The organism is Stenotrophomonas sp. B1-1, assembly GCF_010894375.1.
Taxonomy (GTDB): domain Bacteria; phylum Pseudomonadota; class Gammaproteobacteria; order Xanthomonadales; family Xanthomonadaceae; genus Stenotrophomonas.
The window spans coordinates 139310-158949 of record NZ_JAAIUZ010000012.1; the positions used below are offsets into that span (position 1 = coordinate 139310).

Sequence of the window (19640 nt, forward strand, 5' to 3'; positions counted from 1 at the left end):
GTTTCAAACGCCTCCACAGGCGGTCAGATCGAGAGGGGGCGTGTGACGCCGGGCATGGCCCGGCACTACCGTTGTGGGCAGGTAGGGCCGGGCCGTGCCCGGCGGACGGTTCACCCGAGCACGTAGCGCAGCACGCCCGCTGCAACCACGCCGATCAGCACCGTGGGCAGCATCGACCAGCGCGTTGCCGCCAACAGGGTGATGGCCAGCGCGGCCAGGTCGGCCGGATTGTTGGCCACGAAGTCCGGTGCGATCACCGAGATCAGCACGCAGCCCGGCGCCGCTTCCATCACCGTAACCGCGCGCTTGCCCAGGGTGCGGTTGCGCAGTGCCAGGAAGCCGACGACGCGGGTCAGGTAGGTTACTGCGGCCATCAGCACGATGGTCAGCAGCGAGGTCCAGTGCAGCAGGCCGTCGAAGATCATGCTTCGTCTCCTGCCAGCCACCACGCGGCGGCCAGGCCGGCCAGCGCGCCGCTGGCCACGTACCAGGCACCTGGCACCAGCAGGTAGGTGGCCGCCGCCACGACCAGGCTGACCAGCCACGGGCGCGCCGCGCGCAGGCCCTGCCACATGCCGCGCAGCAGCACCAGGAACACCGCCGGGAAGGCCATGTCGAAACCGTAGGCGTGGATGTCGCCCAGCAGCGGCCCCACCAGTGCGCCGATGCAGGTGCACACCACCCACACCGTATACAGGCCGGCAGAAACACCCAGGTAGTAGGCCAGGCTGAACCCCAGGGCGCGCCGGCGCGCGTCGGCCACGCCCAGTGCCCAGCTTTCATCGCACATGAAGAACAGGGCCGGCAGCACGCGGCGGCGCGGCAGGCGCTGCAGCAGGGGTGCCAGGCTGGCCCCCATCAGCAGGTGGCGGCTGTTGACCAGCGCGGTGATGGCCACGATCAGCGCGATATGCGGCGGCGAGGTCCACAGCTCGACGGCAGCAAATTCCGAGCCGCCGGCGAAGTTCAGGCCGGTCATCAAGGGCACTTCCAGCGCGCTCAGGCCCTTCTGTGCGGCTTGTGCGCCCAGCACCAGGGCAAAGGGCAGGAAGCCGATCATCACGGGAACGGCGGCGCGCAGCCCGCGCAGGAATTCGCTGCGGGTGCTGGTCTGGCAGGCGGGGTCGGGCAGGGGCAGGGTGGTGCGGGCGTCCATGGAGCATGCTTGCGTGGGGGTGGCCCATGCTAGCGGGCGCGGCGCAGAATCGGGTTGCGTTGATGCGGCAGATGCGCGGAATTTCCGCATATGATGCGTCAAGACCGCGAAATGATGGAATCCGATGCTTGACGCCCTGGACAACCTGGATAAGCGCATCCTGCAGGCCCTGCAGCACGATGGCCGCCTGCAGAACCTGGAACTGGCGCGGCAGGTGGGCCTTTCGCCCTCGGCCTGCCTGCGGCGGGTGCGCCTGCTGGAAGAGGGCGGCTACATCGACCGCTACGTGGCCCTGTTGAACCCGGCCAAGGTCGGACGCGGGTTCACGGTGTTCGTGCGGGTGTGGCTGCGTGGGCAGGATGAGGACACCACCAACCACTTCATCAACAGCGTCAAATCCTTCCCGGAAGTGCTGGAGTGCCACCTGATGGCCGGCGACTGCGATTTCCTGCTGCGGGTGGCAGTGGCCGATCTGGATGCCTACCGGCAGTTCCAGATCCAGCACTTGAACCGCATTGCCGGGGTGCAGAACACCAAGACCGAAATTCCCATGCAGCGGGTGAAGCAGACCACCGAACTGCCGCTCTAGTGCGGCATCACCACATGCCCAGCAGCTTCCACCACGCGCTGCCGACCAGGGCGAACACCAGCAGTTCCAGCACGCACATCACAAAGCCCACCCGCCACCACGTGCCCAGGGTGACGTAGCCACTGCCGAAGATGATCGGCGAGGTGCCGGTGGCGTAGTGGGTCAGGGTCATCATGATGGCCGAACCGGCAGTCATCATCAGCAGGAACGGCACCATGTACTCGCCGGGAATGAGCTGCACGCCCACGCCCAGGAAGGCCAGCAGCATGGCGCTGATATGGGCGGTGGTGCTGGCAAACAGGTAGTGCGAGAACACGAAGGCCAGCACCAGCACCGCGGCGATGGCCTGCCAGCCCATGCCGCTGCTGGCGATGGCGCCCTTCATGCCCTGCGAGAACCAGTCGATCACGCCCAGCTTGTTCAACTGCTCGGCCAGCATCACCAGCGCGCCGAACCAGATCAGGGTGTCCCAGGCGCTCTTTTCGGAAAGCACATCGTCCCAGTTGATGGTGCCGGTGATGATGAGCACGAACAGGCCGACGAAGGCGACCACGGTCGGGTCCAGGGTCCAGGCGGGGCCGAAGATCATCGCCGGCACGTTGGCCCACAGCAGCAACAGCAGGCCGAAGGTGCCCAGCATCACCTTCTCTTTGGCGGCCAGCGGGCCCATCGCGGCCAGTTCGCTGCGCGCAAAGGTGACCGCGTCGGGGGTGTGCTTCAACTGCGGCGGGCTGAGCAGATACACCACCAGCGGCATCAGCAGCAGGCACAGCAGGCCGGGCAGCAGCATGCACAGCGCCCAGGTGGTCCAGCTGAGCTGCAGTTGCTGGCCGCTGGCCTTGGCCACGAAATCCACCACCAGCGGGTTGGGCGCGGTGGCGGTCAGGAACATGGCCGAGGTGATCGGGTTGGCGTGGTAATTCACCAGTGCCAGGTAGGTGCCGACCTTGCCCTGGGTGCCCTTGGCCGGATCGGAATCGAAGGCGGTGGCGATCGAGCGCATGACCGGATGCACGATGCCGCCACCACGCGCGGTATTGCTGGGGGTGAACGGTGCCAGCAGCAATTCGCACACCGCCAGGCCATAGCCGATGCCCACCGTGCGCTTGCCCAGCAGCGCAATGAACATCAGGCCGATGCGGTTGCCCAGCCCTGTTTTCTTCAGGCCGCGGGAAATGAGGATGGCCACCACGATCAACCAGATCAGGGGGCTGGCGAAGCTGCTCAGCGCATCGGTGATGGCGCCCTTGGAGCTGTTGGAGGTGACCTGCGAAAGCGAAACGATGACGATGGCCATCATCGCCATCACCCCGATCGGCATCACCTTCAGGATGATCGCCACGATGGTGGTCAGGAAGATCGCCACCAGCCGCCAGCCATCGGCGGTCAGGCCCTGCGGGCAGGGCAGCAGCAACAGGGTGACCAGCACCGCCGTGGTGATGAGGGCGGGCACCAGGCGGAACGGAACGGCCTGGTTGAAGTACTGCAGTGCGGCCTTGATGCGCTCGAGCATCGTTGCTTCCTTACCGGATGAGGGGAGGGCACGGCACCTGCCGCGCCATGATGGCACGGGCGATCAGCGCGGGCGTGACAGGCGCGCGGCCTGGGCCAGCTGCGCGGCCAGCTCGGCATGCAGCTGCGCGTAGTCAACATCGGTGAACGCGGCGGCCATGGGCGAGTGCGCGGCGGCACGGGCCTCTTCGGCCAGGGCCTCGTCCAGTGAATCGCTGCGCGCGGCCAGGTCGGCCAGCACGATCACCCGATCCGGCTGCACTTCCACGTAGCCGCCGCTCACGTGGATTTCCACCATGGCGGTGTTGTCGGCGGGAAACAGCCGCACCAGACCTGCGGACAGCGGTGCCATCAATGGCGTGTGGCCGGGCAGGAAGCCGAGGCGGCCGGCAGCGCCGGGCACGCTGGCTTCGCGCACATCGCCGTCCCAGTGCAGGCCATCCAGGCTGATGACCTGGAGGGCGAAGCTGGAACCGGGGGTTGCAACCGCCACGGGGGCGGCGGGAGGCAGAGAAGACATAAGGCCGTGGTGCGGTGTGGGGACTTCAGGGTGGCAGCAACGGCGCGTGCGGGCCGTGATCTGGGTCAAATGCGGGGTGGATCGTGTGCGATCATCGGCGCATGGATCGCATTGCCAAGGGAGCTGCAATGAAAGAACGCAGGCAGGGGCCATTGCAGGCCGCGTGCACCGTGCTGTGGATGCTGCTGGCGGCCACGGCGGTGGCACAGACCACACCGGCAGAAGGGGCGGCCGCGCCGGCCGAGGGCATCAGCTATGACAAGGCGCGGCGCACCGCCGAGGCCTCGCTGCGGCTGCACCCGGCCACCGACAGCACCTACGATTACCGACCGCTGTGGGCCGGCAATGCCGATCTGGATGGCGATGGCCGACCGGAGATCATCTATGTGTACACGGCCGCGCAGACCGGCGCGGCGCAGCAGTTGAACGAATTGGTGGTGATGACCGCGCTGGCCGACAACGACCCGCGCGCGCAGGCGCCGGCGCCGGGCAAGAGCGTGTACGACGATGAGACCTATGCGCTGATCCGTGCATCGGGGTACGCCGACGCTGCCAGCGTCCACGTGCCCGGCGAAGTGGAAAGCGTGACGTTCGACGCCGGCCGGATCGTGGTGGCGTTCAGCAGCGCACGGCCCACGCGCCTGTGTGGCGCCGGGAAGGGCCGCACGGCGTGCCCGCCCGATGGGCGGCACACCTGGACGTATGCCTGGACCGCAGGGAAGCTGGCCCGCACCGATTGACGGGATGGGCGAGGTCAACCCGCTTTTGTAGAGTCGAGCTTGCTCGACTGGCGGTGCACGTGCAGTCGAGCAAGCTCGACTCTACCTCGACCTCCCTGGTAGTCGCCAACCTTGGTTGGCGCGCGGTTACCAAAATACCAACCAAGGTTGGCACCTACCAAAGTGCCAACCAAGGTTGGCACCTACCAGAGCGGGGCGGTCAGGCCGGGCGCGCTTGTTCCGGCTCGGCCGGTTCCGGCAGCGGCGGCAGGGTCGGGTCAACCGTTACCGGGATGTCGCTCTTCAGCAACGCAGCAGCTTCGCGGTCGCTGCCTACCGCCGGCGGCGAACCGCGCAGCGGCAGGCCGGCGGTCTCCTTCACGAACAGCATGGTGATCAGGCCGATTACCGCTGCGCCCATCAGGTAGTACGCCGGCACCAGCGGGTCGCCGGTGCGTTCCACCAGCCAGGCGGTGACCAGCGGCGTGGTGCCACCGAACAGCGACACCGACACGTTGAACGCGATCGACAGCGCGCTGTAGCGCACCGGGGTATAGAACAGCGCCGGCAGGGTGGACGGCATCGAACTGGTGAAGCACACCAGCGCCAGGCCCAGCAGCATCAGCCCCAGGAAGATGAGCCAGTCATTGCCGCTGCCGACCAGCAGCAGGCACGGCACGGCCAGCACCAGCAGCGCGATGCACGCGCCGATGATCATCGGCCGGCGGCCCAGTTTGTCACTGAACAACCCGCCGACCACGTTCAACGGCATCATCACCAGCATCACGATGATGATCAGCAGCAGACCCTTGCTCTCGGCATACCCCATGGTCACGCTCAGGTAGCTGGGCATGTAGGTCAGCAGCATGTAGTCGGTCACGTTGAAGACCAGCACCAGGCCCATGCACACCAGCAACTGGCGGCCATGTACCTGGAACAGCGCGCCCAGGCCCGGGCGCTCATGCTCGCGCTTGTCAGCTTCTTCGGCGAAGGCGCGGAAGGCCGGGGTTTCCTCCAGCTTCATGCGCATGTACAGACCCAGCAGGCCCAGCGGGCCGGCAATCAGGAACGGAATGCGCCAGCCCCAGTCCAGCATGTCTTCGCTGCTCAGCAGCATGTGCAGCGCGGTGACAGTTCCGGCACCGGCGATGTAGCCGCCCAGGGTGCCGAACTCCAGCCAGCTGCCCATCAGGCCGCGGTTGCGGTCGGTGGAATATTCGGCAATGAAGGTGGCCGCGCCGCCGTACTCACCACCGGTGGAGAAGCCCTGCACGACGCGCGCCAGCAGCAACAGCACCGGTGCCCAGATGCCAATGCGCTCGTAGGACGGAATCAGGCCGATGGCGAAGGTGCCCAGCGCCATTAGGATCATGGTGAAGGCCAGTACCTTCTGCCGCCCGTAGCGATCGCCCAGCGGGCCGAACACCAGGCCGCCCAGCGGGCGCACCAGGAAGGCCACGGTGAAGGTGGCAAAGGCCGCAATGACCTGCGCGGTGGGGTTGCTGGAGGGAAAGAAGACCTGGCCGATGGTGACGGCCAGATAGCCGTAGACACCGAAATCGAACCATTCCATCGCGTTGCCCAGTGCAGCGGCGCCCACGGCGCGCTTGAGCATGGGCTTGTCGACAACCGTGATCTCGTCAACGTTCAGATGGCGGCGGCGTTTGAACCAGCCGAAATGGGCATGGGCATCGGAGTTGTCCTGCATGGGGACTCCTTGTTGGGTGAATGCAGTGCGGAATAGACGGTGTGGTGTGTCCCGAAAAACGGAAACGGCGATGCGGGCGCAACTGGCGCAGGGGCATCGGGGCGGGAGGCCAAACGGCCAAGAAAGCGCGCAAGGGTAGAGTCGAGCTTGCTCGACTAAGGCGCGAACCACAGAGAAGCGGCGCGACTAAAAACCGCGCAAACGAAGGATCAGGCCTGCACCATCATCCGCCGGGATCCAGCGCCAGGCGGTGGAATTTCGGGGCGGATGCGGTTGCGGCAAGCGAGGCGCCGGTCGGCAGTGCTTTCCACGTAACGGGCGTAGCCGCGACGCAGTGGGTCGTGTCGATCATCCGTTCATGATAACGGTTACAACGTGAGCGTGCCGACAATACGGCCGAACCACACGCTGTGTTCCATCGCGCCTGTTCATGCTGACAACGACTGAACGCTCTGTGGCCGTGCCGCTCACATGCGTTTTTCTACGGTGGAGCTGCAACGTAACCAGAAGGAACATCGCATGACCCGACGCATTCCCGAAGGCACCCTGGTGGTGGTGACCGATGGTGGTTCCGCACGTGTGTTCACCAACGTGGGCACCGAGCACCAGATCACCCTGAAGCAGGAGGGTGAGCTGCGCCTGGCCGATATCAGCGAACAGGGTGTGTCCGGGCAGGGGCCGTCTGGTGCCGTGCCGAAGGACATGTCGATCTCGCAGTTGAACGAAGCGACCTTCGCCAAGCAGGTGGCCGAACAGTTGAACGATGATGCGCTGAACAACCGGTTCTCGCATCTGATCCTGGTGGCCGACCCGATCACGCTGGGGCGAATCCGCCCGCTGCTGCACAAGGAAACGCAGGCGCGATTGCTGGATGACATCGCCAAGAACTTCACCAACGCGCCGCTGGAAGACATCCAGCGCGCCATCGCGGCCTGAGCCATGCCGTTCATGCGCAACCATCTTGCTGCCGAACCTGCGCCTGCCGATGTGCAGGCGCAGGCGGGCTGGCTGTTGTTGGAATTCGGGGCGCCGTGGTGTGGCCATTGCCAGGCCGCGCAAGCGGCGTTGCAGGCGTTCGTGGATGCGCACGACCTGGCGCACTGGAAGATCGAGGATGGCAAGGGGCGGCCGTTGGGGCGCGCTTTTGCGGTGAAGCTGTGGCCGACGGTGGTGCTGCTGCGCGATGGCCAGGAGGTGGCGCGGGTGGTACGGCCGGTGGAGAGTGCGGATCTGTCCACGCTGCAGGCAGCGCTGCCGACGTGACTTTTGTAGAGTCGAGCCATGCTCGACTGCCGTTGCTCTTGCCTTTGCGTAGAGTCGAGCTTGCTCGACTGCTTTTGCTTTTGTAGAGCCGATCCATGCTCGGCTGGAAGAGCAGTCGAGCAAGCTCGACTCTACAGGAGCAGTCGAGCAAGCTCGACTCTACAGGAGCAGTCGAGCAAGCTCGACTCTACGGGGCGGGGTGCACGTGTATGTCGAACTGCTCCGGCCAGTCGCGGTACAGGGCGACCTGGCCTTCGCGGCGCACGGCGGCCACGGCTTTCGCATCAATCTCCCCGATCAGCCAGCGGCTCTGTTCGGTGAACACCGCTTCGCTTTCGCACAGCACGCCGTTGGCCGGCATGCCCCGGTCCGCCGGTACGTACAGCGCGGCGCGGCCGAAGTTCACGTCTACCGAGGGGCTCCACGGCGCCAGGCCGGCAGTGGCCGACACCAGTACCGGCATCTGGTTTTCCAGCGCCCGCGCCTGCGAACCAATACGCACGCGGTGGTAACCGGCTTCGGTGTCGGTGCAGCTGGGGGCCAGCAGCAGGTCCACGCCGGCTTCGGCCAACCGCCGCGCCAGCATGGGGAATTCGGTGTCGTAGCAGATCAGGATGGCCAGCGTACCCAGCGGCGTTTCGAACACACGCAGGCCATCGCGGCCGCCGCTGATGTTCCATTCCTCACGCTCGAAGCGGGTCATGATCTGTTTGTCCTGGTGGCCCAGCAGGCCGTCCGGGCCGAACAGGAAGGCGCGGTTGCGGTAGCACCCGTCGTCGTCCAGCACTGGTGCCGAGCCTGGGCAGAACCAGATCTGGTGGCGGCGTGCAATCTGTTCGCACAGCGCCTGCCAGCGGGGCAGCAGCGCCTGCATGCCGGCGATCGATGCGGCCAGATCGCCGCGCTGCTCCGGTGGCAACTGGCCGGTCAGGGTCATGGCCGCGTACTCGGGCAGCAGCACCAGCTGCGCGCCGGCCGCAGCAGCTTCAGCCACATGTGCGTCCAGATGGGCGGCGTAGTCGTCCCATTGTTCAATCAGGTCAATGGCGTACTGGCTGGCGGCGAGGCGGATCATGCGTGCAGGTCCTTTAGCCAGAACGACATCGGTTTTGCGGTTGCGCGGTCGTCGCCGACGTCGCGCCAGCGGAAGGTGGTGTGCAGTTCCGGGTGGTGCACATAGCCGCGCTTGTGCCAGAAGGCGTCCAACGGAACGTAGTTACGCGGGCGAGCCGGGTGGTCCTGTGGGCGCTGCACGGCGCTGAAGCAGCAGATGTCGAAACCACCGGCCTGGCGCGCATGCGCTTCGCGTGCCTCGAAGAAGCGCACGCCCAGCCCCTGGCCACGGTAGGCCGGCAGCAGCACCGATTCGCCGAAGTAGAAGATGCGCTGCGGGTTCCATGGGCCGTTAAGGAACGGGGCCTGGAACTCGTCGGTTTCTTCGCACAGGGGCAGGGCGGTGGACGCGCCCACCACGGTGTCGCCGTCCTGGGCCAGCACGATGATGCTGCCGGGGGCGGCTGCGTAGGTGGCCACGTAGTCGCGCTCGTAACCCAGGTCGCCTTCGTACAGGTAGGGGAAGTCGCGGAAGACCCCGATGCGCAGGCGCGCCAGGTCGTCCAGATACGGGGCGGCGGCGGCCCCCTGCAGCGTGGTGATGCGCACGATCGCTCAAGCCCATGGATACTGGGGGTGAGTATAGGCTATGCTCCGCAGCCCGCCCACCCTCAGGACATTCCCCATGAGCGCCACCGACGTCATCCACGCTTACTACGCCGCCTTCAACAGCGGGGACATCGAGGCCTTCGTGGCCCAGGTGACCGACGATGTGGTGCACGACATCAACCAGGGTGGCCGTGAAGTGGGCAAGGACGCGTTCCGTGCGTTCTGCCAGAAGATGGCCCGTTCCTACCGTGAGCAGTTGACCGATATCGTGGTGTTCGGCAATGCCGACGGTACCCGCGGGGCGGCCGAGTTCACCGTGAATGGCCAGTACCTGGCGACCGACGAAGGCCTGCCCGAAGCCACCGGCCAGGCCTACGTGCTGCCGGCCGGCGCCTTCTTCGAGATTCGTGATGGCAAGGTGGCGCGCATCACCAACTACTACAACCTGCCGCACTGGATCGCGGCGGTGGGCGGCTGAAGGCGGGCCCGGTCGCCATGCGGTTCAATGCAGGGTGACCTTCAGGTACTGCTGGCGCAGCTCGTTCAGCAGCCGGCGGCCATGCTGGCTGAGCGCCATCATCGCCACGCTGATCTTCTGCACGTTGTAGCCCGGCCGCGTGTGCGCGGTGGGGTCGGCCGGTTCGTTGTCGCTGATCATCAAGGCCATGCCTTCGGCCGAACTGAGGGCGTGGTCGATACGGGACAGCAGGGACTCCACTTCCGGGGTCAGGACAGGCGGTTGCGGTGACATGTGATGGCTCCTGGCAGGACAGGCCACCAGAAAGGTGGCGGGCGATGCGGGGTTGGAACTTCGGCTTAGTAACGGGAAGAAGCCGAGGGCCATGCGGCCGCCGCGCACCGCCCGCCGTAGTCATGGCAGGCAGTTCCCGTTACTCATTTCGGGGTTCCACACCCGGCAGCGGCGTATCCGCTGCGGGGGCATCGTGCGCAGGTCTTGATCGAGATTTCCATGTCTTTTCCCGAAGCTGCCGTGCAATACCGTGGGTCGTCAAGTGCGGTTGAAGCGAGGCGTGCTGGAGGCGACATCAAGTGGCGAAACGGGCTCAATTACTGTGTCATGTCGCGTGTACGGAGCGGCGTCGACGCCACCGGCGGCATGCGCGGACCATGCCGGAAGCGACCGACTGAGTGGAGCGCGCTGGACTGCTCTGCCGCCCTTCGGGCACGGTGCGGCACGACGGAGGTTCAGCCGCAGCGCAACATGCCACGGGCGTGGGGCGGTGCTACTCTCTGACCACCACCTGAATCGATCCAAATGCCGATGCCCACGCTGGACCGTCGTCTCCTGATCGCTGTCGCCGCCACGGCGATGTTCGCTTCCGGCCTGGCCAGTGCGGCCCCGGCCCGAACCGCCGCCGACAAAGCCTATGCCTCGGTGGACCCGTTCATCGGCACCGGCGGGGAAGGCCACACCTACCCGGGCGCGACGCTGCCATTCGGCATGGTCCAGCTCAGCCCGGACACGCGCATCCAGCCGCGCGAGAAGGCCTATGGCTGGGCGGCGGGCTACCGCTATGACGACAGCAGCATCGTCGGCTTCTCGCACACCCATTTCTCCGGCACCGGCCATTCCGACCTTGGCGACATCCTGGTGATGCCGTTCACCGGCAACCCGGGCCTGGAGCGCGGCGATCCGGACAAGCCGCGCAGCGGCTATGCCTCGCGCTTCCGCCACGACGATGAGAAGGCCGAGCCGGGCTACTACGCGGTCACTCTGGACGATTACAAGGTGCGCGCCGAGCTGACCACCAGCGCGCGCGTGGGCGTGCACCGCTACGCCTTCCCCAAGGGCGCCGATGCCAAGGTGCTGCTGGATATGCGCACCAGCATGTACGACTACCCAGGCAAGGTGCTGTGGTCGCGGGTGCGCGTGCGTGCCGATGGCACCATCACCGGCTTCCGCGAAACCCGGGGCTGGGCGCCGGGCCGCCAGCTGTATTTCGCCATGCGCTTCTCGCGCCCGTTGGCCGCCCACGAGCTGCACAACACCGAACAGGACATCGCCTACAAGGGCTTCCCGCCGCCGGGCCACCAGGATCCGAAGCAGCGGGCGCAGATTGAAGGCCGGCAGCTGGTCGGCACCTTCGACTTCGGCAAGCTGGATGCACCGCTGGTGGTGAAGGTGGCGATTTCGCCGGTGAGCGAGGCCGGTGCGATGGCCAATCTGGATGCCGAAGTAGCCGACTTCGATTTCGACCGCGTGCGTGCGCAGGCCAAGCAGGAATGGACGCAAGCGCTGTCGGTGCTGGATATCGACGCGCCGGAGCATGCGCGCCGCAGCGCCTACACCGCGCTGTACCACACGCTGCTGGGGCCGACGCTGTTCATGGATGCCGATGGCCAATACCGCGGCCCGGATAACGCCGTACACAAGGCTGAGGGCTACACGAACTATTCCACGTTCTCGCTGTGGGACACCTACCGGGCGCTGCATCCGCTGCTGACCCTGGTGCAGCCGGAAAAGCGCAACAGCGATTTCATCAATTCCATGCTGGCCCACCACCAGCACAGTCCCTACGGCATGCTGCCGGTGTGGTCGTTCCACGGGCTGGAAGACTGGTGCATGATCGGCTACCACGCCGTGCCGGTGATCGCCGATGCCTACGTGAAGGGCATTCGTGGCTTCGATGCGGAAAAAGCGCTGAAGGCGATGGTGGAGACCGCCAACTACGGCCCCTATGACGGCATCGCGCAGTACCGCGAGCTGGGTTACGTGCCGATTGATGAGGAAGGCGAAGCGGCCAGCAAGACGCTGGAGTACGCGTTCGACGATTGGACCATCGCGCGCATGGCCCAGGCGATGGGCAAGACCGATGTGGCGGCGACCTTCGACAAGCGCGCCGGCAACTGGCGCAACGCCTTCGACAAGGACACCGGCTTCATGCGCGCACGCAAGCGCGATGGCAGCTTCCGCACCCCGTTCGACCCCAGTGCCAGCGGTTACGGCACCGACTACACCGAAGGCAATGCCTGGCAGTACTCGTGGTACGTGCCGCAGGACGTGGCCGGCCTGGCTGCCGCGCACGGTGGCAGCGACAAGCTGCTGGCGCGGTTGGATGAGGTGTTCAACGCCAAGGTCGATCCTTCCATCTTCGAGCACATGGAAGACATCACCGGGCTGATCGGCTGGTACGCGCATGGCAACGAGCCCAGCCACCACGTGGCCTACCTGTATTCGTATGCCGGGCAGCCGTGGCGCACGCAGGCGCGCTTGAAGCAGATCATGGACACCCAGTATGCCGACCGCCCCGATGGCCTGGCCGGCAATGATGACGTGGGCCAGATGTCGGCGTGGTACGTGTTCACCGCGCTGGGCTTCTACCCGGTGGCGCCGGGCTCGGGCGAGTACATCCTGGGCCGCCCGTTCCTGCCGAAGACTGCCATGCGCCTGCCTAACGGCAAGACCTTCACCATCGTGGCCGACGGGCTGGATGACAAGCACACCTATGTGGGCGGTGTGATGTTGAACGGCAAGCCGCTGCAGCGCACGTTCCTGCGCCACGACGAGATTCTGGCCGGAGGTGAGCTGCGCTTCACGATGCAGGCAGAGCCGAACAAGGACTGGCCGGGGCAGGGCGCGCAGGCGCCGTATTCGATGAGCCGGTAACGGCGGCGAAAGGGCGGAAACTGCTTTGGTAGGTGCCCGCCAGGAATCCGCTCTGGTAGGTGCCCACCTTGGTGGGCACGAGCAATCCGCCTTGATAGGTGCCCACCTTGGTGGGCACAAGCAATGCGCTCTGGTAGGTGCCCACCTTGGTGGGCACGAGCGTGCCAACCAAGGTTGGCACCTACCAGGCAGAAGCGTGCCGACCAAGGTCGGCACCTACCAGGCAGAAGCGTGCCGACCAAGGTCGGCACCTACCAGGCAGGGGCGTGCCGACCAAGGTCGGCACCTACCAGAGCACGAGCGTGCCGACCCATCCGTTGGTCGGGTTACTGCGCGGCCATTACGGTCTGCGGTTCCAGGAAGGCTTCCAGGCCCCACTGGCCGCTTTCGCGGCCAATGCCCGATTGCTTCATGCCGCCAAACGGGGCCAGCGATTCGTGCTGCAGGGTGTTCACCAGCACGAGGCCGGACTGGATCTGCCGGCCCACGGCGGTGGCGCGCTGTGTGTCGGCGCCGATCACCAGGGCGCTCAGGCCGTAGGCGCTGTCGTTGGCAATGGCCACGGCGTCGGCCTCGTCGCGATAGCCGATGATGCACAGCACCGGCCCGAAGATCTCCTCGCGGGCCACGGTCATGTCGTTCCGCACATCGGTGAACAGCGTGGGGCGTACGAACCAACCGCGTTGCAGGCCCTCGGGGCGACCCTCGCCACCGGCCAGCAGCCGCGCGCCTTCGTCCAAGCCGGTGCGGATGTAGCCCTGCACGCGCTCCCATTGCCGTTGGCTGACCATCGGCCCGACCTGGGTGGCGGGATCCTGTGGGTCACCGCTGCGCACGGCCTGCACCGCGCGCGCCAGGGCGTCCTCGAATTCGGCACGGCGCGCATCCGGCACCAGGATGCGGGTGCCGGCCACGCAGGCCTGGCCGCTGTTGATGAAGCCGGCCTGCACCGCCAGGGCAGCGGCGCTGTCCGCGTCGGCATCGTCGAGGATGATCGTGGGCGACTTGCCGCCTAGTTCCAGGGTAACCCGCTTGAAGCTGTCCGCGGCCGCACGCAGGATCGCGCGGCCGGTGCCGGTGGAGCCGGTGAAGGAGATCTTGGCCACCTGCGGCGAGGCACTGAGCGCGGCACCGACATCGTGCCCGGCGCCGTTGACGATGTTGGCCACGCCCGGCGGAAACTGCGCGGCGTGCAGCGCCTGCATCACCACCTGGGTCTGCAGGGCCGACAGCTCGCTGGGCTTGACCACGGCCGTGCAACCGGCGGCCAGCGCGGTGGCCAGCTTGGCGCAGATGAAGGCGGCGTTGCTGTTCCAAGGCGTGATGATGCCGGCCACGCCCACCGGCAGGTAATGCACCTGGGCCTGGCCGACGCTGCGCTGGAACGGGAAGTCGGCCAGGACCTTCATGGCGTCTTCGATCACCTGCACCGGGTGTTCCACCATCCAGCGCGAGCGCGCAGAAGGTGCGCCGTACTCGGCCAGCACGGCCGCATGCAGATCATCGCGGCGGGCGGCCATGGCATCGCGGAAGCGGCCCAGCAGGGCCAGCCGTTCTTCCACGCTGCGCGCGGCCTGGGCCGGCAGTGCGGCGTGGGCGGCGGAGATGGCGCGCTCGGCGTCCACCGCATCGCCCAGACGCACCTGGCCGATCACCGCCTCGGTGGCCGGGTTGTGCAGGTCGGCCAACTGCTGGCCGTGCGAGGCGACGAAGGCGCCGTTGATGTAGTGCTGCTCGATGCGTTGCATGGCGAGGGATCCGTCGGGAAGGTGCGGTCAGTCTGTGCCCGCTCGACCGTGCTGGGAATCCGGTTTATGGTGGATGGGGAGTCCCGATTTCCGGGACTATGTGAGTGCGATCGTGCATCGATCTGGATTGGTGGAACTGGACGCCGTGTTGGCGGTAGCCCGCCGTGGCAGCTTCCGCGCGGCGGCGCGCGAGCTGGGCATGTCCACCTCGGCGTTGAGCCATGCGGTGGCCGGCCTGGAAGCGCGGCTGCAGGCGCGTCTGTTCCATCGCACCACGCGCAGCGTGGCGCTGACCGAGGCCGGCGCGCGTTACGTGGCGCAGGTGGGGCCGGCGGTGGAGGCGATCCGCGGCGCAGGCGAAGCGCTGCACGAGGATGAGCGTGACCCCGGCGGCACCTTGCGCATCAACGTGCCGCCGGAAAGCACGCGCATGCTGTCTGGGCTGGTGGCCGAGTTCGTGCAGCGCTACCCGCGCGTGCGGCTGGAAATGGCTGCCGAGGCGCGGCTGGTGGATATCGTGGCCGATGGTTTCGATGCCGGCGTGCGCCTGCACGAGCAGGTACCGCAGGACATGGTGGCGGTGCCGCTGTACCGCCAGCAGCGCATGCGCGTGGTGGCCGCGCCAGGCTATCTGGCCGCGCACGGCACGCCAGACACGCCGGACGCGCTGGCCACGCACGCGGCGATCCGCATGCGCGTGTCGCACGGTGGGCTGTACCGCTGGGAGCTGGAGCACCGCGGCCAGGTGCTGCAGGTGGACCCGCCGGCGCGGCTGGTGGTGGCCGAACTGCAGGCGGCGCGCGCGGCCGCGCTGGCCGGCGTGGGCCTGGCATTCCTGTCCGAATGGCACATCCGTGACGACCTGGACAGCGGCGCGCTGGTGCCGGTGCTGGACGCGTGGTGCCCGCCGTTCCCGGGCCTGTACCTGTACTTCCCCGGGCACCGGCACGTGCCGCCGGCCCTGAAGGCGTTTACCGATCTGCAGCGCGAACGCGATGCTGCCGGGCTGGCGCCGGACGCGCTGCGCGCGGCTCCGTAGCCAGCCCCTGTTGTTGAAGCCGGATCAGCGCTTGCGCAGATTGCGTTCGGCGGCATCGGCATACGCGCTGCAGGTCAACGCCTTCGCGGCTGCTTCGTTGCCGGCGCGGTAGTTCCAGCCGCTGGCGCCGGGATGCGGGGTCAGCAGCAGATCGCAGGGCAGGCTGCGCACCGTGGCGAAGCTGCGCTGGAAATCCTGCGGCAGATACGGGTAGCGCGGGTTGTCTTTCACCGTGTAGCCCGGTGCGCTCAGGCTGTCCACATAGGCGATGCGCAGCGGTGCGCCGTTGCGGGTGTCGGTCCAGGTCCAGGCGGTGCTGCCGGGGGTGTGCCCGGGCACGAAGTGCGCCGTGAAGCGGATGCCGCCGAACTCGACGACTTCGCCATCCATCACGATGCGGTCGGCCTGCACCGGCGGGAAGGTGATGGCGTCGCCGAAGTGCAGGTCGTTGCTGCCGCCGCGTGCCAGCAGCACGGCGGTTTCGGCGTTGGCCAGCACCTGCGCGCCAGTGCGGCGCTTCAGTTCGGCCACAGGGCCGGCGTGGTCGGCATGGGCATGGCTGAGCAGGATCAGGCGCAGATCGTGCGGCGCCACGCCGCGCAGTTTCATGTTCGCCAGCAGATGATCGGCCATCTGCGGCATGCCGCCGTCGAGCAGCACCGCCCCTTCCGGCGTCTGCACCAGCAGCGCGGTGAGTTCGGCGGTGCCGATCTGCCAGGTGTGGTCGGCAATCTGCAGCGGCGCGATCGGCTGCAGCCAGTCGCTGTCGACGGTGTAGGCCTTCAGTTGCGGCAACGGCGCGGGTTCGGCGCTGGTGGCGGCGAAGGGCAGGGCGGTGAGCAGAGTCAGGGCGAGTGTGCGCATGGCGATGGGCGGTGTGATGGCAGTGGGGACGCTATCACGCGGGGCGCGCGGGCCGTTTCGCGTATTTTTCATGGCAGCCATAAGGGCAGTACGCGGGGGGGGGGGGGATTGAACATTTCTGATCGCCCATGACCGGTAGAGTCGAGCTTGCTCGACTGCTCCGTGCAACACGACCCCGCGCGGCAATGCGGCGTTACGCGAACGGCAGTCGAGCAAGCTCGACTCTACGGCCGTGCGCGGGTGTGGGCGGTTGGGCGAACGCGACGCGACGCGCGGCGGTTTGCGATATGCGCGATGGCCAGCAGCACGCCACCGCATGCGGTCAGCAGGCCATGCCACAGCAGCGATTCCTTCAGCGGCAGGTACAGCGCCGAAGGCATCAGCAACAACGCGCCTGCCAACGCCAGGCCCAGCGGCAGGGACCGATGATGCCGGCGCCGCCCCAACGTGGTGCTGACTACTGCCAATACAGAGGCGAGCAGCGCGAACACCCATTCCCAGCGCGACATGACCAGCAGGGCGGTCATCAGGCCGTGCGCCGGGTGCTGGAACGAACGCAACGCCATCAGCGCCGCCGGCACGAAGGCCAGCAGCAGCGGCAGGGTGATGCAATGTGCGGCGCAGGCCATGGCCAGCCAGGCGGCACCGAAATCGAGGCGGGCATGCCAGCGTGCCGATGCTGGCGGTTGGGTGGCGTGGCTTGCGGGAAGCGTGGTGATGTGGTCCATAATGTTACATAGTAACAAATAGGATCTGCCATGAAGTACACCTTTGCATTCCTGCTGCTGAGCGCTCTGCCAGCGGCGCACGCACATGACCACCGGCAGCTGGGCGCACACGTACACGGCGAGGCCAACGTTGATCTGGCCGTGGACAACGGCGCCCTGGAACTGGCCCTGGCCGCGCCGGGCATGGGCGTGCTGGATTACGAACGCCCGCCGGCGAACGAAGCCGAGCGCGCGGCGCTGCAGCGCGCCCTGACGGTGCTGCGTGAGGGACGTTGGTTGACCCTGCCCAGCGCCGCGCAGTGCACGCGCATCCGCGCCGATGCCCAGGCCGAGGGCTTCCAGCCACAGCGCAGCAACACCGGCAGCAACACGCACGCCCATGCGGGCTTTACTGCATCGCTGGCGTACCGCTGCGCCAACCCTGCGGCGCTGCGGGTGGTGCTGGTCACGCTGCCCACCGTGTTCCCGGGTCTGCGCGAGGTCATCGTCAACACGGCCACGGCCGACGGGCAGGGGCGCAGTATCGTGACGCCGGACAATCTGCGGGTGGTGCTGGCGCCATGACCGGCACGCCCATCATCGCTCTGGACGCGGTGCGCTTCGGTTACGGCGCGCACGCTGTGCTGGATATACCCCAGCTGCACATTGCCGCCGGCAGCAGCGTGTTGCTGCGCGGGGCCAGCGGTTCGGGCAAGAGCACGCTGCTGGGCCTGTTGGCCGGGGTGCTACGGGTGCAGCAGGGCAGCGTGCAGGTGGCCGGCCATGCGCTGCACGCACTGGGTGGAGCGGCCCGCGATCGTTTCCGTGCCGACCAGTTGGGCGTGGTCTTCCAGCAGTTCAACCTGTTGCCGTTCCTGAGCGTGCATGACAACGTGGCGCTGGGCGTGCGCTTTTCGAAGGCACGCAGCGGCCGCGTGCAGGGCGGCCTGACCGCTGAGATCGCGCGGCTGTTGCAGGCGCTGCAGCTGGACCCGGCGGTGATGCAGCGGCGCGCCGGAACACTCAGCGTGGGCCAGCAGCAACGCGTGGCGGCGGCACGTGCGCTGATCGGTCGGCCCGCCGTGCTGCTGGCCGATGAGCCGACCTCGGCGCTGGACCGCGCGGCCGCGAATGCCTTCCTGCGGCTGATGACCGCGCAATGCCAGGCGGCCGGAACCACGGCGGTGGTGGTCAGCCACGATGACAGCCTGCCGGCGCTGTTCGACCAGGCGCTGGACCTGCAGGCGATCAACCACGCGGGGATGGCCCATGCTTGAACTGGCCTGGGCCAGCCTGCGCAGTCGTGTGCTGGGCGCGGGCCTGACGATGCTGGTCATTGCCCTGAGCGTGACCCTGCTGCTGGGCGTGGAGCGGGTACGCACGCAGGCCCATGAAGGTTTCGCCAGCACGGTGTCGGGCACCGACCTGATCGTGGGCGCACGCTCGGGGCCGGTGAACCTGCTGCTGTATTCGGTATTCCACATGGGCGACGCGACCAACAATGTGTCCTGGCAGTCCTACCAGGAACTGGCCGCGCTGCCGCAGGTGAAGTGGGCGGTGCCGCTGTCGCTGGGCGATTCGTGGCGTGGCTACCGGGTGATCGGCACCACGGCCGGCTACTTCGACCACTACCGCTACGGTGCCGGCCATGCCCTGCAGCTTGCCGATGGGCGGGTCTTCGATGATCTGTACGACGCCGTGCTGGGCGCCGATGTGGCGCGCGCACAGCGGGTGGGGGTGGACGATACGCTGGTGCTGGCCCACGGTACCGCTGCGGTGACCCTGGCCACGCATGCGGACAAGCCGTTCCGGGTCAGCGGTGTGCTGCAGCGTACCGGCACGCCGGTGGATTCGTCGGTGCTGGTGTCACTGCCGGCGATCGAAGCGATCCATCTGGACTGGCGCTCGGGCGTGCCGATGCGCAGCCAGCAGATCAGTGCCGAGGCGGCGCGCCACAGTGATCTGACCCCGACCAGCATCACCGCGTTCATGCTGGGCCTGCACTCGCGGGTGGCGACATTTGCGGTGCAGCGGCGCATCAACGATTACCCCGATGAGGCATTGATGGCGATTCTTCCGGGTGTGACGCTGCAGCAGCTGTGGCAGAGCCTGGGCGGTGCCGAACAGGCGCTGCGGCTGATCAGCGCGATGGTGGTGCTGCTGGGGCTGGTGTCGTTGGTGGCGATGCTGGTCAGCACGCTGCAGGAGCGCCGTTGCGAGATGGCGGTGCTGCGCGCCTGCGGTGCGCGCCCGGCTGCAGTGGCCGGACTGCTGGTGCTGGAAGCGGTGGCCAGCAGCACGGTGGCCGTCGTGCTGGCGCTGGGCGTCTTGGCGGCCGTCAGCCTGGCTGGACGCGAGTGGGCGCTGGCCCACTACGGGCTTTCGATCACGCATGTGTGGCCGGATCTGCGCGAACTGGCCTGGGTGGCGGCGGTGGTGGTGCTGAGTGCAGTGGCCGGGCTGGTACCGGCGCTGCTGGCCTACCGGCGCACGCTGGCCGATGGCCTGGCGCCGGCGGTATGAAC

At 67.3% G+C, this 19640-nt stretch carries 21 protein-coding genes; 10 read left to right on the top strand and 11 right to left on the bottom strand.

Annotated features, from left to right (window positions below):
- Positions 1-110: 110 nt before the first annotated feature.
- Both G4G00_RS10365 and G4G00_RS10370 read right to left on the bottom strand, forming a co-directional pair.
- Positions 111-425 carry an AzlD family protein gene (locus G4G00_RS10365; RefSeq protein WP_164273202.1) on the bottom strand — a complete coding sequence of 105 codons (315 nt, stop codon included), beginning with the start codon at positions 423-425 and terminating at the stop codon, positions 111-113.
- On the bottom strand, positions 422-1156 hold the full coding sequence (locus G4G00_RS10370; RefSeq protein WP_164273205.1) for an AzlC family ABC transporter permease: 735 nt from the start codon (positions 1154-1156) through the stop codon (positions 422-424). Before G4G00_RS10370 ends, G4G00_RS10365 begins: the two co-directional genes overlap by 4 nt.
- A gap of 124 nt (positions 1157-1280) precedes the next feature.
- On the opposite strand from G4G00_RS10370, the gene G4G00_RS10375 reads away from it, so the two are divergent.
- Positions 1281-1745: an Lrp/AsnC family transcriptional regulator gene (locus G4G00_RS10375; protein WP_108753246.1), complete on the top strand. Its 465-nt coding sequence runs from the start codon at positions 1281-1283 to the stop codon at positions 1743-1745.
- Between the two features lie 7 nt (positions 1746-1752).
- On the opposite strand, the gene G4G00_RS10380 is transcribed toward G4G00_RS10375, so the two are convergent.
- Together G4G00_RS10380 and atpC are read right to left on the bottom strand one after the other, a co-directional pair.
- Positions 1753-3258: a DASS family sodium-coupled anion symporter gene (locus G4G00_RS10380; RefSeq protein ID WP_108762133.1), complete on the bottom strand. Its 1506-nt coding sequence runs from the start codon at positions 3256-3258 to the stop codon at positions 1753-1755.
- 63 nt (positions 3259-3321) lie between these two features.
- Complete coding sequence (gene atpC / locus G4G00_RS10385) at positions 3322-3777, bottom strand: ATP synthase F1 subunit epsilon (RefSeq protein ID WP_108753244.1); 456 nt, start codon at positions 3775-3777, stop codon at positions 3322-3324.
- 128 nt (positions 3778-3905) lie between these two features.
- On the opposite strand from atpC, the gene G4G00_RS10390 reads away from it, so the two are divergent.
- Positions 3906-4517, top strand: a complete 612-nt coding sequence (locus G4G00_RS10390; RefSeq protein WP_159093979.1) for a hypothetical protein — start codon at positions 3906-3908, stop codon at positions 4515-4517.
- A gap of 199 nt (positions 4518-4716) precedes the next feature.
- Here the strand turns inward: G4G00_RS10390 and proP are convergent, their stop codons facing one another.
- The gene (gene proP, locus G4G00_RS10395; RefSeq protein ID WP_164273208.1) at positions 4717-6204 is read right to left on the bottom strand and encodes a glycine betaine/L-proline transporter ProP; all 1488 of its coding nucleotides are present in this window, start codon (positions 6202-6204) and stop codon (positions 4717-4719) included.
- Positions 6205-6723: 519 nt separating this feature from the next.
- Here proP and G4G00_RS10400 point away from each other — a divergent pair.
- Positions 6724-7140, top strand: coding sequence for a host attachment family protein (locus G4G00_RS10400; RefSeq protein ID WP_108753241.1), 417 nt, complete (start codon positions 6724-6726; stop codon positions 7138-7140).
- A gap of 3 nt (positions 7141-7143) precedes the next feature.
- Positions 7144-7467 (top strand): thioredoxin family protein, encoded by a 324-nt coding sequence (locus G4G00_RS10405; protein ID WP_164273211.1) that lies wholly within the window; start codon positions 7144-7146, stop codon positions 7465-7467.
- A 187-nt stretch (positions 7468-7654) separates the two neighbouring features.
- Here G4G00_RS10405 and G4G00_RS10410 read toward each other — a convergent pair whose 3' ends face one another.
- Both G4G00_RS10410 and G4G00_RS10415 read right to left on the bottom strand, forming a co-directional pair.
- Positions 7655-8542, bottom strand: a complete 888-nt coding sequence (locus G4G00_RS10410) for a carbon-nitrogen hydrolase family protein (protein WP_164273214.1) — start codon at positions 8540-8542, stop codon at positions 7655-7657.
- Positions 8539-9129, bottom strand: a complete 591-nt coding sequence (locus G4G00_RS10415) for a GNAT family N-acetyltransferase (protein WP_164273217.1) — start codon at positions 9127-9129, stop codon at positions 8539-8541. Before G4G00_RS10415 ends, G4G00_RS10410 begins: the two co-directional genes overlap by 4 nt.
- Positions 9130-9205: 76 nt before the next feature.
- On the opposite strand from G4G00_RS10415, the gene G4G00_RS10420 reads away from it, so the two are divergent.
- Complete coding sequence (locus G4G00_RS10420; RefSeq protein WP_108749756.1) at positions 9206-9607, top strand: ketosteroid isomerase-related protein; 402 nt, start codon at positions 9206-9208, stop codon at positions 9605-9607.
- 24 nt (positions 9608-9631) lie between these two features.
- On the opposite strand, the gene G4G00_RS10425 is transcribed toward G4G00_RS10420, so the two are convergent.
- The gene (locus tag G4G00_RS10425) at positions 9632-9880 is read right to left on the bottom strand and encodes a hypothetical protein (RefSeq protein ID WP_108753237.1); all 249 of its coding nucleotides are present in this window, start codon (positions 9878-9880) and stop codon (positions 9632-9634) included.
- 525 nt (positions 9881-10405) lie between these two features.
- Between G4G00_RS10425 and G4G00_RS10430 the strand changes: the two genes are divergently transcribed.
- Positions 10406-12757, top strand: a complete 2352-nt coding sequence (locus G4G00_RS10430) for a GH92 family glycosyl hydrolase (protein WP_164273220.1) — start codon at positions 10406-10408, stop codon at positions 12755-12757.
- 326 nt (positions 12758-13083) lie between these two features.
- Here the strand turns inward: G4G00_RS10430 and G4G00_RS10435 are convergent, their stop codons facing one another.
- A complete protein-coding gene (locus tag G4G00_RS10435; protein WP_164273223.1) occupies positions 13084-14505 on the bottom strand; it encodes an aldehyde dehydrogenase family protein in 1422 nt (473 codons plus the stop codon).
- Between the two features lie 130 nt (positions 14506-14635).
- Between G4G00_RS10435 and G4G00_RS10440 the strand changes: the two genes are divergently transcribed.
- On the top strand, positions 14636-15544 hold the full coding sequence (locus tag G4G00_RS10440; RefSeq protein WP_240336119.1) for a LysR family transcriptional regulator: 909 nt from the start codon (positions 14636-14638) through the stop codon (positions 15542-15544).
- Positions 15545-15568: 24 nt separating this feature from the next.
- Here the strand turns inward: G4G00_RS10440 and bla are convergent, their stop codons facing one another.
- Positions 15569-16408, bottom strand: a complete 840-nt coding sequence (gene bla, locus G4G00_RS10445; protein ID WP_108753234.1) for a subclass B3 metallo-beta-lactamase — start codon at positions 16406-16408, stop codon at positions 15569-15571.
- A gap of 224 nt (positions 16409-16632) precedes the next feature.
- On the bottom strand, positions 16633-17136 hold the full coding sequence (locus G4G00_RS10450; protein WP_108753233.1) for a MerC domain-containing protein: 504 nt from the start codon (positions 17134-17136) through the stop codon (positions 16633-16635).
- 30 nt (positions 17137-17166) lie between these two features.
- Here G4G00_RS10450 and G4G00_RS10455 point away from each other — a divergent pair, with 30 nt between their 5' ends.
- The 3 genes from G4G00_RS10455 to G4G00_RS10465 are packed head-to-tail and all read left to right on the top strand — an operon-like array spanning position 17167 to position 19638.
- On the top strand, positions 17167-17700 hold the full coding sequence (locus tag G4G00_RS10455; RefSeq protein WP_164273229.1) for a DUF2796 domain-containing protein: 534 nt from the start codon (positions 17167-17169) through the stop codon (positions 17698-17700).
- Positions 17697-18392, top strand: coding sequence for an ATP-binding cassette domain-containing protein (locus tag G4G00_RS10460; RefSeq protein WP_164273232.1), 696 nt, complete (start codon positions 17697-17699; stop codon positions 18390-18392). Before G4G00_RS10455 ends, G4G00_RS10460 begins: the two co-directional genes overlap by 4 nt.
- Positions 18385-19638: an ABC transporter permease gene (locus G4G00_RS10465; RefSeq protein WP_164273235.1), complete on the top strand. Its 1254-nt coding sequence runs from the start codon at positions 18385-18387 to the stop codon at positions 19636-19638. Before G4G00_RS10460 ends, G4G00_RS10465 begins: the two co-directional genes overlap by 8 nt.
- The last annotated feature ends 2 nt before the right edge of the window (positions 19639-19640 follow it).